The sequence below is a fragment of the Devosia sp. genome (assembly GCF_041917035.1).
In the GTDB taxonomy this organism is placed as follows: Bacteria; Pseudomonadota; Alphaproteobacteria; order Rhizobiales; family Devosiaceae; genus Devosia_A.
The window spans coordinates 1-14205 of the sequence record NZ_JAYRYM010000085.1; the positions used below are offsets into that span (position 1 = coordinate 1).

Sequence of the window (14205 nt, forward strand, 5' to 3'; positions counted from 1 at the left end):
GGCCTCAAGCAGCGCCTCGATCGCCGGCGGAAACGGCCGTCCGAAGAACGGCGCCGCCAGCGCCCGCTCGACGGCGCCCGCATCGATGCCCGCCAGCCTCTCCCGATCGCGATCCTCTTGCTCCACGCCCCTGTCCCGCTGCGGCCGCCCACGGACGCATGATAAAGCCCCGACGTTAAGCGGTTCCTTCCGGTCCGGAAGCAAACACCACGGCGGAACGGCTTGGCAGACGCGGCCGGTCGCGCTAGCATATCGCCGTTCTGCCAAGGGGTTAGCGATGAACTCTGGGCCCGGACGGTACTTTGCGGATATTCTGGAGCGGGCCGGCATCGAGATCGGCGGCGACCGTCCCTTCGACATTGCCGTGCATGACGAGCGGCTGTGGGGGCGCGTGCTGAGCCACGGCACCCTGGGGTTCGGCGAGGCCTACATGGATGGCTGGTTCGACGTCGAGGCGCTCGACCAGTTCATCGCGCGGCTGCTCGAGATCGACATCTATGCGCACCTGAAGCCGGACCTGGGGCTCGCCGTCAGCTACCTGCGCGGCCGGCTGCTGAACCTGCAGCGGCTGCGGGTGAGCGAGGTCGGCGAAAAGCACTACGACATCGGCAACGACCTCTACGCGGCCATGCTCGACAAGCGGCTGATCTATTCGTGCGGCTACTGGCAGGAGGCGCCGACGCTCGACGCGGCGCAGGAGGCCAAGCTCGACCTGATCTGCCGCAAGATCGGGCTCGCGCCGGGCATGAAGGTGCTCGACATCGGCTCGGGCTGGGGCGGGTTCCTCAGGTTCGCCGCCGAGCGCTACGGCATCGAGGGCGTCGGCATCACCATCTCGCAGCAGCAGGCGGCCTTCGCCGAGGCCAACAAGGGCAGCCTGCCGATCGAGACTCGGCTGATGGATTACCTGGCGCTCGAGGGGCGCTTCGACCGCATCGTTTCGATCGGCATGTTCGAGCACGTGGGCTACAAGAACTACCGTGCCTATTTCGCCAAGGCGCGGGCGCTGCTCGCCCCCGACGGGCTGTTCCTGCTGCACACGATCGGCAACAACTTCTCCTCGACGCACGGCGATCCGTGGACGGAGAAATACATCTTTCCCAACGGCATGCTGCCCTCCATCGGGCAGATCGGCGCCGCCCTCGAGAAGCGCTTCGTGATGGAGGACTGGCACAATTTCGGCGCCGACTACGACCGGACGCTGATGGCCTGGTGGGCCAATTTCGATGCCGCCTGGCCGGGCCTCCGCGACCGCTATGGCGATCGCTTCCGGCGCATGTGGCGCTTCTACCTGATGTCCTTCGCCGCCATGTTCCGGACGCGCAACCTGCAGCTGTGGCAGCTGGTGCTCAGCCCCGCCGGCGTGCGCGGCGGCTACCGCCGGCTCTCATAGGCGCTGCCGATCGCCACCGCCATCTGCTGCATCTCCGTCTCGCTGAGCTCGACAATGCCGTGTTCCGCCATGAGGGCATGGTACTGCTGGCGCGCCAGTGGAACCCCGCGCGGCAGCGGCACGACGTGGAAATGCACATGGCTATTGGCCGCCATGCTGCCCAGAGAGAGCACATAGATGCGCTCCGCGTCGAACACGTGCTTCAGGGCGCGCGACAGGTCATGCACCCGTCGCTGCAGGCCCAGGTAGGCGTCGCGGGAGAACCCGTCCGCGAGATCCTCGACATGCGCCCTGGGCGCCACCAGACAGTAGCCGCGCTGTGTCGGGTAGCGGCTGAGGAAGATGACGGCGTCATCGTCCTGGGCGACGACATGATGGAAGTAGCCCGGGCGTCCGGCCAGCATCTCGCAGATGAAGCAGGGCCCCGTGGTGGCGCGCTTGATCTCGCCGGCGAGGTCGAACGGCTTGCGCCCGTCCATCACGCCCCCGCAAAACCGATGCGGTAGCTCAGGGCCTCGGCGATGTGCGGTCGCGCCACGCGCTCGACCCCGGCGAGGTCGGCCAGCGTGCGCGCCACCTTCAGCACCCGGTGATAGGCGCGGGCCGAGAGGCGGAAGCGCTCGGCCGCCTGCAGCAGCAGGGCCTGGCTCTCCTTGTCGGGGTTGACCACCTTCTCGATCAGCGTCGGCCCGGCGGCAGCATTGGTGAAGATGGCGGGCTCGCCCGCCTCGGCGTAGCGCTGCCGCTGCCGCTCGCGTGCCTGATCGACCCGTCCGGCCACCGTGGCCGAGCTCTCCGCATCGACCGGGCCGATCATGTCGGCGGCCGACACCGCCGGCACGTCGACCCTCAAATCGATGCGGTCGAGGAAGGGCCCCGAAACCCGCGCCTGGTAGTCGGCGGCACAGGCATCGCCGCGCCTGCAGGTGTGGCCCGGCGTGCCGGCCAGCCCGCACTTGCACGGGTTCATCGCCGCGATCAGCTGGAAGCGGGCGGGAAAGGTCACCCGCGCATTGGCCCGCGCGATCACCGTCTCGCCGCTCTCGAGCGGCTGGCGCAGGCTGTCGAGCACGCCGGGGGCGAACTCGGGCAGTTCGTCGAGGAACAGCACGCCGTTATGCGCCAGACTGACTTCGCCCGGCCTGACACGCAGGCCGCCGCCAACCAGCGCCGCCATCGAGGCGGAGTGGTGCGGCGCCCGGAACGGCCGCCGGTCGGAGAGTGCGCCCCCCGACAGTTCCCCCGCGATCGACTGGATCATCGAGACATCGAGCAGTTCGCGCGGATTGAGCGGCGGCAGGATCGAGGGCAGCCGTGAGGCGAGCATCGACTTGCCCGCCCCGGGCGGGCCGATCAGCAGCAGGTTGTGGCCGCCGGCCGCCGCCACCTCGAGCGCCCGCCGCGCCACCTCCTGGCCGCGCACCTCGCCGAGGTCGGGGAGTCCGGCCGGATCGGCCCGGCGCCGCGCCACCGGCCGGCTCACCAGCTGGAAGCCGCCCAGGTGGTTGCACAGCGCCAAGAGGCTCTCGGGCGCGATGATGTCGATCTCGTCCCCCGCCCAGGCCGCCTCCGGCCCCGAATCGGCGGCGCAGATGATCCCCAGATCGCGCCCCGCCGCCGCGATCGCCGCCGGCAGCACGCCCGCCGTCGGCGCCAGCCGCCCGTCGAGCCCGAGTTCGCCGAGCGCCAGGTGCCGGCTCAGCGCGTCGGACGGGATGGCACCGATCGCCGCCATCAGCCCGAGCGCGATCGGCAGGTCGTAGTGGCTGCCCTCCTTGGGCAGGTCGGCCGGTGCCAGGTTGACCGTGATGCGGCGCGGCGGCAGGCTCAGCCCCGAGGCATAGAGCGCTGCATGCACGCGCTCGCTCGATTCCTTGACCGCCTTGTCGGGCAGCCCGACGATCAGGAATTTCGGCAGGCCGGGCGCGATCTGCACCTGCACGTCCACCGGCACCGCCTCGATGCCCTGAAACGCCACGGTCGCAACCCGCGTCACCATTGTTCAGCCCTCGCGCAATAGTGTCAGACTAGCAGCACTTGCGCGGCGCGTTCAAGAACGTTTCAGGAACATTGGCGGGAAAACAATGCAGCGCGGCCGGGAGCCGGTCCGAGAGCGAAAGCTCGCCTGCCTCCGGCGTTAACCATGATGGAAAAACAACAGGTTAGCGCAAGGTTTCATTAAGTTCGCCATGTTGATTCAAAGGCCATCCATTGGTCCGAGAGTCCCCGTCCAGCATGGCTGCCGCCGCCCTTCGTCCCGCCGTTTCGACCCTGCGCCCGCTGCTGCTGATCGGCCTCGTGCTGCTGCTGGCGGCCTGCGGCCGCTCGCCGACGCACTATGTCGGCATTCCCGGCGACAACGACCCGCATGACGGGGTGCGCCGCGCCTGGGGCCTGCCGGTGCAGGGGCTCGACGTGGCGCGCTACCAGGGCCGCATCGACTTCCATGCGGCGCGGGGCGGCGGGGTGCAGTTCGTCTACATCAAGTCGACCGAGGGCAAGGACTACCTCGACCCCAATTTTGACGAGAACTGGCGGCGCGCCCGCGAGGCCGGAGTGCCGCGCGGCGCCTATCACTTCATGACCTGGTGCAGCCTCGCCTCCGAGCAGGCCGACTGGTTCGTGCGCAAGGTCCCCAACGATCCCGACGCGCTGCCGCCGGTGCTCGACCTCGAGTGGAACAACCACTCGAGCTGCCGGAACAAGCACGATCGCGCCGACATCCTCGAGAAGGTGCGCGTCATGCTGGCGGCGATGGAGAAGCACACCGGCAAGGTGCCGGTGATCTATACCGACATGAACTTCTACCGCGACATTCTCGCGGGCGAATCCTTCGATTCCTCGTTCTGGCTGCGCTCGACCGCCGCCGAGCCGCATCTCAAGTACGGCCGCAAGGACTGGCTGTTCTGGCAGTGGACGCAGACCGGCACGATGTCGGGGATCAATACCGAGGTCGACCGGAACGCCTTCTACGGTACCGCCGACGACTGGGTGACCTTCGTGCTGACCGGCTGCGATCCCCGCAGCTTTGCGCGGCTGAGCGAAGAGGGCCGCTGCCGCACGATGAAATAAGCGGCTACGCCACGCTCCGACACCTTGTCAGCCTGCCGGGGCAGGCCTAGCTTTCCCACCGTGATCGGCCGGTCTGGCACCGGTCGCGAGGACAATCTGAAGGGGAACAGCGATGGCCAAGGGACAGCTCCGCTCCAACAAGGAAGCCAAGAAGCCCAAGAAGGAAAAGCCCAAGGTGCTGGCAACGGCAGGGCTGCAGCCGACGACCGCCGCGCCGGCCAAGAAGAAGTAGATCCGGCAGGCGGATCTGTTGCGAAGGGCCGTGGCCGAGCCGCGGCCCTTGGCGTTTCTTCCGGCTCCGGAGGGCGGACCCGCCGCTACCTGGTGGCGGCGTCGAGCAGGGCGCCGACGAGGCCGCTGGCCTTGATCCCGTCGATGAGGAACTGCACCGACAGCGCCGCGAGCAGCACGCCGACCACCCGGCTCACCACGGCAAGCCCGGTGATGCCGAGCAGCCGCTGGATCGGGATGGCGACGCGCATGGCCGCGTAGCAGAGCGCGAGGATGGCGAGGAGCGCCAGGACGACGACGAACCACTCGAGGCTGAAGCCGCCGGCCCCGGTGGTGAGCAGGATCACCGCGCTGATCGCGCCCGGCCCGGCCAGCAGCGGGGTGGCGAGCGGGAACACCGAAATGTCCTGCCGCCCCTGCGCCTCGGTCTCTTCCTCGGGCGTCGTGCCGGTGCCGCCCGAATGGCGGGCGAACACCATGTCGATCGAGATCAGCAGCAGCAGGATGCCGCCGGCGATCCTGAGCGCCGGCAGCGTGATGCCGAACAGCTTGAGCAGCACTTCGCCGAACACGGCGAAGAAGGCGAGGATGACGCCGGCGATGATCGTGCCGCGCAGGGCCATCGCCCGCCGCTCGGCCGGGGTGTTCTTCTGCGTCAGCGCCGCGTAGACGACCAAGAGGTCCGCCGGTCCGATGGTGGCGAAGAACGTCGTCAGCGCGAGTAGGAAGGTGTCGATGGGCATGGCGTGACCATGCCGGAAATGCCGCCGCTTGGCGAGGGGAGCAGGACCGGGACGTTGCCGTCGGCGCTCGTACTACGGGTAGTTACGGATCGGAAACCAATCCCTGCCACCTTGTCCCGAGGCGACGGGGCAGGGAGATGGCGATGTCGAGGCGACTTCAGGTACTGGCGGTGGCGGCCACGGTGGCACTGACGGGCGGCGGAGCGCAGGCCTTCGACGATCTCGGCGGCATGTTCGTCGACCTCTATGGCGGCGCCGCGCTGCCGGGCGTGTCCAGCTACGACGGCATCGACTACGACATGCACTGGGGCGGCGCGATCGGCGCGGCCGTCGGCGTCAAGACCCCGGTCGAGGGGCTTGCCCTCAAGCTCGACCTGATGGCGTCGGGCGCCGACTATGTCGGCTACGAGTATTACGATATCGGTGTCGAGAACGTCAGCCTGATGGCGGTGGGCGAATATGCCGTGCCGGTGACCGACGGCCTCGAGCTCTACGGCAGCCTCGGGCTCGGCGGCGTGCTGGTCTACTACTACGACACCGACTATTCCGGCATCGGCGCCGGCTACCAGGCCGCACTCGGCGGCCGCGCCGCGCTGACCGAGAACGTCTCGCTGTTCGGCGAGGTCAAGTATCTCAGCACCTTCTCGGACGTCGATACCAACGGCTACGACATCCGCTACCCCACGACCAATGTGCTGAGCGGCCTGCGCTTCTCGTTCGACTGAAACGGGCGAGGGCGGCCCGGATCGGCGCCGCGCCCGGCCGATGGTCGCGATAGCGCCGCAAAGCGCTGCGATGGACGCTGACTCATCGTCGGCGTTCCCATGTTCAGCGCCCCAACCGCCTTTGACCTGCCGGTGCGGCCGCGCGGCCGACCCTGGGGTATCGGCCTGTCGCTGCTGGTGCACGTGCTGGCGCTCGCGGCGGTGCCGCTGGTGGCCCAGCCGGACCGCCGGAACGCGCCACCCGAGCCGGCGAGCATCGCGGTCGAGTTGATCAGCGCCGCCGAATTCGATGCCATGACGCAACCGGCGCCGGTGCCGGTCCTTGCGACGCCCCCAGCCCAGACCCCGGCAGCGCCCGTCGCACCGCTCGCCACCCCCGATGCCAGCCCCATCGAGGCAACACGGTTCTTCGCCAGCGCCATCCTGCGCAGCGACCGCAAGATCGCCGCCGCGCTCGGCAGCGTCAGCTTCGAGGAGCGCATCACCCAGCTGTGCAACATCGAGGGGCTCGAGCAGATCCGCGTCGCCGCCCTCGGCTACGCGGCCGACACGCTGGTGCCCTACGCGATGGCCCAGACCCGACTCGCCGACCACGTGCTGACCGCGCCGGGCGGCGCCTTTCGCAGCCGCCGGCAATGGTTCGCCATCGCCTTCACCTGCACGGTGGCCGCCGACCTCGGCCACGTAGAGGGGTTCTCCTTCAGCGTCGGCGAACCGATCCCGCGCGCGCTGTGGGACGCGCATTTCCTCACCGAGGCGGATGCCGACGAATAGCGTGGGCCCTGTGGGCACCTACAGCTACGGCATGCCGACCCACAACCTGCTGGCCGGCATCCGCGTGTCGACCGAGTAGCGCAGCGAGGGCACCGGGTCGGCAGCGGCCGGCCCGGGGTTCACCCCACCCGCTTCTCGATCGCGTCCCAGATCAGCACCGCGATGTCCGGGCCGCCGAAGCGCTTGATCTCGCGGATGCCGGTGGGGCTGGTGACGTTGATCTCGGTGAGATAGTCGCCGATCACGTCGATGCCGACGAAGATCATGTCGCGCTGCTTCAGCGCCGGCCCGATCCGCTCGCAGATCTCGAGCTCGCCTTTGGTCAGCGGCGACAGTTCCGGGCGGCCCCCGACATGCATGTTGGAGCGCGCCTCGCCCTCGGCCGGCACCCGGTTGAGCCCCGCCACCGGCTCGCCATCGACGAGGATGATGCGCTTGTCGCCCTTCCTGACATCGGGCAGGTATTTCTGCACCATGAACGGCTCGCGGAACGATTGCTCGAAGAGCTCGATCAGGCTGGCGAGGTTCTGGTCGCCCTCCTGGAGGAAGAACACCCCGGCGCCGCCATTGCCGTAGAGCGGCTTGAGGATGATGTTGCCGTGCTCGCGCCGGAACTCGTGGATCAGCGCCCGGTCGCGCGTCACCAGCGTCGGCGGCATCAGCTCGGGGAACTCGGTGACGAGGATCTTTTCGGGGGCGTTGCGCACCGCCGCCGGCGGGTTGACCACGAAGGTCTTCGGATGCAGCCGCTCGAGCATGTGGGTGAGCGTGATGTAGTTCATGTCGAAGGGCGGATCCTGCCGCATCAGCAGCACGTCGTAGTCCGCCAGATCGGCGCGGGCGAATGCGCCGAGCGCGAAGTGCTCGCCCTTCGGCTTGTCGAACACCGTGATCGGCGCGACGTTGGCCGATACCCGGTTGTCGCGGAGGGCCAGCGTGCCGGGCACGTAATAGTCGATCCGGTGCCCGCGCCCCTGTGCCTCGAGCATCATGGCGAAGGTCGAATCGCCCATCGGGTTGATCGAGGCGATGGGGTCCATCTGTACGGCGATCTTCAACGGCATCCTGCTACTTCCACCGTGTCGCTCCCCGCGAAAGCGGGGGCCTCTGTTTCGTCGGCTCTGCGGAACCGAGAGTCTCGCCTGCGTGGGAATGACACCGCGGCCGCGCCGGCATCGCGCCTCACCCCCGGAAAGCGTCCCTGACATGGCGCGGCCAGGTGAACGGCGCAAGGAAAATCACGTCGAAGCGGAGCGCCGCGGCGGCGAGGTCGGGATGCCGCGCCACGTAGTACGCGGCCGCCCGGGCGATGCGCCGGGTGTTGACCACGCCCAGCGCCTCGGCCAGCGACTGCCGTCGGCCGCGTGCCTTGACCTCGACGAAGACCGTCACCCCGAGCCGGCGCGCCACGAGGTCGATCTCGCCGACCGGGGACTTCACCCGAGTCGCGACGATGCGATAGCCCTTGAGCCTGAGGTACCAAGCGGCGAGCGTCTCGCCCCGCCGGCCGAAGAGTTCGGCGGCAAGGCGGCGGCTACGGTTCGGTCCGGAGGGCGAGGGCACGCTCGTAGACCTCCTTGCGCTTCAGCCCGAAGCGGGCGGTCACCATGTCGACGGCGCCGCGCAGGGGCTCGGTGGCGAGGGCCTGTGCGAGGGCGGCCTCCCAATCACCCGCCACCGGCGCCCCGTTCCGCGCGCCGCCGACGAGGACCACGGCCTCGCCCCGGGTCTCGTCCGCGGCAAATCGCGCCGCCAGCTCGCCGAGGCTCCCGCGCTCGAAGCGCTCGAAGCGCTTGGTGAGTTCGAGACCGACGGCGGCCGGACGGTCGACGCCGAGGATCTCGGCCATCGCGGCCAGTGCCTCGCCGAGGCGGCGTGGCGACTCATAGAACACCAGCGTTTCGGAGCGGCCCGCGAGGGCGGCGAGCGCATTGGCCCGCGCCCCGGCCTTGGCCGGCAGGAAGCCGACGAAGCTGAAGGCGTCGGTCGGCAGGCCCGCGCTTGCGAGGCCGGCGAGCAGCGCCGAGGCGCCGGGGATGGCGATCACCGGCAGCCCGGCCTCGCGCACCGCCCGCACCAGCGGGAAGCCCGGGTCCGACAGCAGCGGCGTGCCGGCATCGGAGATCTGCGCGACGGCGCGGCCGTCGGCGATCATGGCGGCGATCTCGTCGGCCCGCGCCCGCTCGTTGTGCTCGTGCAGCGCCTGCCGCCGCGTGCGGATGCCGTAGTGATCGAGCAGGGTCGCCGAGTGCCTCGTATCCTCGCAGAGCACGAGATCGGCCCCGGCCAGGGTTTCGAGCGCCCTCAGGCTGATGTCCTTGAGGTTGCCGATCGGGGTCGAGACGACATAGAGGCCGGCGGCCAGTTCCGCCGCCGGAAACGCGGTGCCGGCGATGAAGAAGTGCCTCGCCCTGTCGGTCACGCCATCACCCTGCCATTTACCTTTCGTCAACTCGGTCTTTATGCGTCGGGCCTGAACCTGTATAGACGCGAATGGGACCGGCCCGACAGGGCCGGGTGCGGGAAATGGCGAAGGCTGGGCAAGTGAGTGTTTCGGTGAACGGCGCCGGGCGTCGGCGGTTCCTGTTGGGCGCGTTGAAGGGCCTGGGGCTCGGCCTCGTGACGGCCGCGACGCTGGCGGCCTGCTCGCCCGGCGGCTTCTCGTTCGGCCCTTCGAGCAGCATCGGCGGCGGCGGCGCCGACCCCGGTCCGGCGACGCTGAGCAGCGGGCGGAGCTTCGGCACCGGCCCGGTCAAGGTGGGGCTGCTGCTGCCGCTCTCGGGCGATGCCAACCTCGCCGCCGTCGGCGCCTCGATGGCCAATGCCTCCGAACTGGCGATGGGCTTTGTCGCCGCCAATCCCAATCTCGGCTCCAACATCACGGTCGTGGTCAAGGATACCGGCTCGACCGCCGCCGGCGCGGCACAGGCCGCGACCGCAGCGCTCGCCGAGGGCGTCAGCCTGATCCTCGGGCCGCTGCGCGCCGACCAGGTCACCGCGGTGGGCCAGGTGGCGCGCACCGGCGGGCTGTCGGTGATCGGCTTCTCCAACAATTCCGGCGCCGCCTCGCCCGGCGTCTACCTGCTCAACGTCTTGCCCGAGACCGAGGTGAAGCGGTCGATGGGCTATGCCAAGAAGCTCGGCAAGAAGGCCTTCGCCGGCATCTTCCCGACCACCGATTTCGGCCGCATCCAGGAGGGCGCCTTCCGCCAGGCCATGGCCGATCTCGGGCTCACGGCGCGCGCCGTCTACAATTTCTCCTCCGAGGCCGAGGCGAGGAGCATCGTCACCCAGCTCGTGCCGCTGTTGCAGCAGGGCCAGATCGACCTGCTGTTCATTCCGGATCGCGCCACGGCCCCCAGCTTCGGCAACCTGCTCAACGAGGCCGGCATCGCGCCCGGTTCGGTGCAGCTGGTCGGCTCGGCCGACTGGAACAACGATCCGGCGGTGGCCAATACCACGACGCTCGCCGGCGCCATCTTCCCGGCCGTGTCCGAGACCGGGCTGGCCGCCCTGACCACCGAGTACCAGGCCAAGTATGGCGCGGCGCCGCACCCGTTCGCGACCCTCGCCTATACCGCCACCATCCTCGCCAACGCCAAGTCGCTGGCCAATGGCACGCCGCGTTATGATCGCAACCTGCTGACCGCGACGGCCGGCTTCAACGGCCGGGATGGCGTGTTCCGCTTCCTCGCCGATGGCCGCAGCGAGTTCGCCCTGTCGATCCGGCAGGTGACGATCGGCGGCTCGAGCGTCGCCGAGGAAGCCCCCAAGAAGCTCTGAGCAGGGTCTGCGGACTCGCCGGTCGGCGGCGTCGCGCCGTTCAGCAGTCGCTGCCGCTCGGGCGCACCACGCACATGCCGTCGTCGGAGACGACGAGGTTGCCGCCATCGAACGGCGTGATGGTGAGGAAGGAGCCCGCCGACATGGCACCGGACTCGGCCCAGCCGAAGCCGTCCCAGACGGCAAGGCGCTGCGCTGCCTTGCGAGTGCGGGTGATGCCGGGATACCGGATGTGCGGATCGACCATGGCATCGCTCGAATAGATGCCGCTCGCCGTCTCGATGACGTCGACCGTCACGACGCGACCGAAGGCGATCTTGGTGACCGTACTCTGCCGGATCGGCTCGCGGGCGATGCCGGGGTCGGCGACGAAATCCCACTTGAGCAGCGCATCGGTATCGACCGCCGGGGGAAGAAAGTCCCGGACCGTCTTGTCGAGCACGGCCATCGGCACCTCGGCCACCGCCTGCGCCGTATCCGAGGCCAGCACCTGCGGCCAGGTGCCGATCAGCACCAGTCCGCCGGCGATGCCGGCGCCGAGCACGCCGATGCCCGCGATGGTCCTGATGTCCCGGCCGGTGACGACCCCGGGGGTGATCCGCTTGCCACGCACCGCACGCTGCTCCAGTTGATGGTCTTAACCATCCATCAACCATGACGACGCAGATCGGGTCAAAATGGAACGTGCGTTAAGCTTAACTTAACTCAGGCGGGGAGACGGGCGATCAGCTGCTCGACTTCGCCGATGAAGCGATCGAAGGCCTCGCGAGTCGGCCAGGGCCGGATCAGCCGCTCGAAGCCTTCGAACTCGTAGAGCGGAAAGCTCGGTTCGCCGAAGAAGCGGCGCGCTTCGTCGGCGGCAAAGCCGGCAAGGTGCACGGCCTCGAGATAGGCGGCCTCGCGATCGGCCCGCTTGATCTGCCGGTAGAGCGCCGGCGCGGGACTGACCGGCAGCGCGAAGCGCAGGTGCACCGCCCCCTGCAGCCGCTCCTCGACCTCCTTGTAGTTGCCGCCCATCGCCGCCTTGAACGGCGAGATGATGTCGCCCATGACGTATTCGGGCGCATCGTGCAGCACGGCATAGAGCTGCGCGCGCGCATCGGCGTCGCGCTGCAGCGCGCGGAAGATCTCGAGCACCAGCACCGAGTGCTGCGCCACCGAGAACGGATAGTCGCCGAGCGTCTGGCCGTTCCAGCGCGCCACCCGGGCGAGGCCGTGGGCGATGTCGCTCAGTTCGACATCGAGCGGGGAGGGATCGAGCAGGTCGAGGCGCCGCCCGCTCAGCATCCGCTGCCACGCCCGCTGACTCCCCCGTGCCATTACCCGTCCCGCATCTGGAAGCGAGGAACGTAGTCGGAGCGGGATGATTCGCCAATTTGCGATGCCGGACGGCGCGGAGCCGGGGCTCCCGATTCACGTGAAACACCGCTGTCCGGCGCGGGCCGGCGGCTAGTCTTCGCCCGGGGCCTCGCCGAAGCGATAGGTCGCCCAGGCCGGCAGGAGCAGCTTCACCGGCCGGTCCGCCACGGTCACCGCTTCGGCATCGGTGATGCGGTCGAGCCTCAGGATGGCCAGAGCCCGCCCGTCGACCACCTCGCCGACCGAGCCCGCCTCGCGCCCCGAGGCGACGACCGGCGTCCCCGACGGCGCGTCGACACCGGTCACGATCACCGGCCGGCGCCGTGCCGTGCCCCGGTGCTTCATGCGCGAGACGACTTCCTGGCCGATATAGCAGCCCTTGAGGAAGTCGATGCCGTCGAGCAGGTCCATGCCGATATCGTGCGCGAACGTGGTGTCGCTGGCGAAGTCGGGCCCCTGTTCCGGAACGCCGGCCGCGATGCGGCGGGCGGCGAAGGCGGTGTCGGGCGCCGTCCAGCCGGTCGTCTCGGACGTCGGCGCGATCACCCGGGCCCCGAGGCCGCCGGCCCGCGGATCGGCGTGAACGAGGCCGGCCGACGCCGTCCCGTCGGCGCTCCAGCCCACCGCATGGGTCTCGCGCAGGTCCTCGATCTCCACCGCGGCGCGCAGCCGGTACATCCGCATGCGCTTGAGGAAGGCGTCGGCCGCCCCGGCATCGACGTCGAGCCAGAAGGCGCCGTCGGCCCAGGCGCCTAGTCCTTCCGCCTGGATCTTGCCCTGCGGCGAGAGCAGCGCCCACCACACCGCCGGACCCGGCTCGGCGAGCAGGCGTCCCGTCAGCACATCGAAGAGCAGCTTCTGGGCCTCGGGCCCCGAAAAGCGGAACAGGGCACGGCTCGGACGGAGAGTTGGCGTCATTTTCCACCCTGTCATTCCCGCGAAGGCGGGAATCCAGTATGCCCTCATTGTAGAGGGAAATGGACACATGGCGCACTACGAGACGATCTTCAAGAACGGCACGATCGTCAATCAGGACGGGGTGCACCGCGCCGATATCGGCATTGCCTCGGGCCGCATCGCCGCGCTCGGCGACCTGGGCACGGCGGGGGCGGGCGAGGTCATCGACTGCACCGGGCTGCACCTCCTCCCCGGCGTCATCGACACGCAGGTGCACTTCCGCGAGCCCGGCCTCACCCACAAGGAAGACCTCGAATCGGGGTCGCTCTCGGCGGTGATGGGCGGTGTCACCGGCGTCTTCGAGATGCCCAACACCAACCCGCTGACCACCACGCAGGCGACCTTCGAGGAAAAGCTCCGGCTCGGCACGCACCGGATGCACTGCGACTTCGCCTTCTATATCGGCGGCACCCACGACAATGTCCGCGACCTGCCCGAACTCGAGCGCCTCCCCGGCTGCGCGGGCGTCAAGGTGTTCATGGGCTCGTCGACCGGCAGCCTGCTGGTCCCCGACGACGACGGCGTCGAGGCGATCCTTTCGGCCATCTCGCGGCGTGCCGCCTTCCACTCCGAGGACGAGTACCGGCTCGAGGCGCGCAAGCCCCTCCGCGTCCCCGGCGATCCGTCCTCGCATCCGGTGTGGCGCGATCCCGAGGCGGCGCTGATCTCCACCCGCCGCCTCGTGGCGCTGGCGCGCAAGACCGGCAAGCGCGTCCACATCCTCCACATCTCCACCGCCGACGAGATGCTGTTCCTCGCCGCCCACAAGGACGTGGCGAGCGTCGAGGTCACCCCGCACCACCTGACCCTCGACGAGACCGCGTATGTGCGGCTCGGCACCTATGCGCAGATGAATCCGCCGGTGCGCGACGCGGCGCATCGCGAAGGCATCTGGGCCGGGGTGAGGAACGGCGTCGCCGATATCCTCGGCTCCGACCACGCCCCGCACACCCGCGAGGAAAAGGACCATCCCTACCCCGCGAGCCATTCCGGCATGACCGGGGTGCAGACGCTCGTTCCCGTCATGCTCGACCACGTCAATGCCGGCCGGATGAGCCTCGAGCGCTTCGTCGACATGACCAGCCACGGCCCGAACCGGCTGTTCGGCATCGCCAGCAAGGGCCGGATCGCGGTGGGCTACGATGCCGACCTCACCGTCGTCGACCTC

At 69.3% G+C, this 14205-nt stretch carries 15 protein-coding genes; 6 read left to right on the forward strand and 9 right to left on the reverse strand.

Annotation, left to right across the window (positions count from 1 at the left end):
• The first annotated feature begins 277 nt into the window (after window positions 1-277).
• On the forward strand, window positions 278-1393 hold the full coding sequence (gene cfa / locus ACE3TU_RS10705; RefSeq protein ID WP_374623867.1) for a cyclopropane fatty acyl phospholipid synthase: 1116 nt from the start codon (window positions 278-280) through the stop codon (window positions 1391-1393).
• On the opposite strand, the gene ACE3TU_RS10710 is transcribed toward cfa, so the two are convergent.
• Together ACE3TU_RS10710 and ACE3TU_RS10715 are read right to left on the reverse strand one after the other, a co-directional pair.
• On the reverse strand, window positions 1375-1872 hold the full coding sequence (locus ACE3TU_RS10710; protein WP_374623870.1) for an HIT family protein: 498 nt from the start codon (window positions 1870-1872) through the stop codon (window positions 1375-1377). The two genes, cfa and ACE3TU_RS10710, sit on opposite strands and share 19 nt — an antisense overlap.
• Complete coding sequence (locus tag ACE3TU_RS10715; RefSeq protein WP_374623873.1) at window positions 1872-3392, reverse strand: YifB family Mg chelatase-like AAA ATPase; 1521 nt, start codon at window positions 3390-3392, stop codon at window positions 1872-1874. Before ACE3TU_RS10715 ends, ACE3TU_RS10710 begins: the two co-directional genes overlap by 1 nt.
• 236 nt (window positions 3393-3628) lie before the next feature.
• Between ACE3TU_RS10715 and ACE3TU_RS10720 the strand changes: the two genes are divergently transcribed.
• A complete protein-coding gene (locus tag ACE3TU_RS10720; RefSeq protein ID WP_374623876.1) occupies window positions 3629-4465 on the forward strand; it encodes a GH25 family lysozyme in 837 nt (278 codons plus the stop codon).
• 317 nt (window positions 4466-4782) lie between these two features.
• Here ACE3TU_RS10720 and ACE3TU_RS10725 read toward each other — a convergent pair whose 3' ends face one another.
• On the reverse strand, window positions 4783-5439 hold the full coding sequence (locus ACE3TU_RS10725; protein ID WP_374623878.1) for a MarC family protein: 657 nt from the start codon (window positions 5437-5439) through the stop codon (window positions 4783-4785).
• Between the two features lie 143 nt (window positions 5440-5582).
• Here ACE3TU_RS10725 and ACE3TU_RS10730 point away from each other — a divergent pair, with 143 nt between their 5' ends.
• Together ACE3TU_RS10730 and ACE3TU_RS10735 are read left to right on the forward strand one after the other, a co-directional pair.
• A complete protein-coding gene (locus ACE3TU_RS10730) occupies window positions 5583-6164 on the forward strand; it encodes an outer membrane protein (protein ID WP_374623881.1) in 582 nt (193 codons plus the stop codon).
• A gap of 99 nt (window positions 6165-6263) precedes the next feature.
• Complete coding sequence (locus ACE3TU_RS10735) at window positions 6264-6938, forward strand: DUF930 domain-containing protein (RefSeq protein ID WP_374623884.1); 675 nt, start codon at window positions 6264-6266, stop codon at window positions 6936-6938.
• A 119-nt stretch (window positions 6939-7057) separates the two neighbouring features.
• Here the strand turns inward: ACE3TU_RS10735 and gshB are convergent, their stop codons facing one another.
• From gshB to rsmI, 3 genes are all read right to left on the reverse strand, one after another.
• Complete coding sequence (gene gshB / locus ACE3TU_RS10740; protein ID WP_374623887.1) at window positions 7058-8002, reverse strand: glutathione synthase; 945 nt, start codon at window positions 8000-8002, stop codon at window positions 7058-7060.
• A 118-nt stretch (window positions 8003-8120) separates the two neighbouring features.
• Window positions 8121-8501 carry a YraN family protein gene (locus ACE3TU_RS10745; protein WP_374623890.1) on the reverse strand — a complete coding sequence of 127 codons (381 nt, stop codon included), beginning with the start codon at window positions 8499-8501 and terminating at the stop codon, window positions 8121-8123.
• A complete protein-coding gene (gene rsmI / locus ACE3TU_RS10750) occupies window positions 8473-9360 on the reverse strand; it encodes a 16S rRNA (cytidine(1402)-2'-O)-methyltransferase (RefSeq protein ID WP_374623893.1) in 888 nt (295 codons plus the stop codon). Before rsmI ends, ACE3TU_RS10745 begins: the two co-directional genes overlap by 29 nt.
• 122 nt (window positions 9361-9482) lie before the next feature.
• Between rsmI and ACE3TU_RS10755 the strand changes: the two genes are divergently transcribed.
• A complete protein-coding gene (locus tag ACE3TU_RS10755) occupies window positions 9483-10721 on the forward strand; it encodes a penicillin-binding protein activator (protein WP_374623896.1) in 1239 nt (412 codons plus the stop codon).
• 40 nt (window positions 10722-10761) lie between these two features.
• On the opposite strand, the gene ACE3TU_RS10760 is transcribed toward ACE3TU_RS10755, so the two are convergent.
• From ACE3TU_RS10760 to ACE3TU_RS10770, 3 genes are all read right to left on the reverse strand, one after another.
• Complete coding sequence (locus tag ACE3TU_RS10760; protein WP_374623899.1) at window positions 10762-11334, reverse strand: hypothetical protein; 573 nt, start codon at window positions 11332-11334, stop codon at window positions 10762-10764.
• A 92-nt stretch (window positions 11335-11426) separates the two neighbouring features.
• A complete protein-coding gene (locus ACE3TU_RS10765; protein ID WP_374623901.1) occupies window positions 11427-12041 on the reverse strand; it encodes a hydrolase in 615 nt (204 codons plus the stop codon).
• Window positions 12042-12170: 129 nt separating this feature from the next.
• On the reverse strand, window positions 12171-12998 hold the full coding sequence (locus ACE3TU_RS10770) for a folate-binding protein YgfZ (protein WP_374623904.1): 828 nt from the start codon (window positions 12996-12998) through the stop codon (window positions 12171-12173).
• Window positions 12999-13065: 67 nt separating this feature from the next.
• On the opposite strand from ACE3TU_RS10770, the gene ACE3TU_RS10775 reads away from it, so the two are divergent.
• A partial coding sequence (locus tag ACE3TU_RS10775) for a dihydroorotase (protein ID WP_374623907.1) occupies window positions 13066-14205 on the forward strand: 1140 nt, incomplete at its 3' end.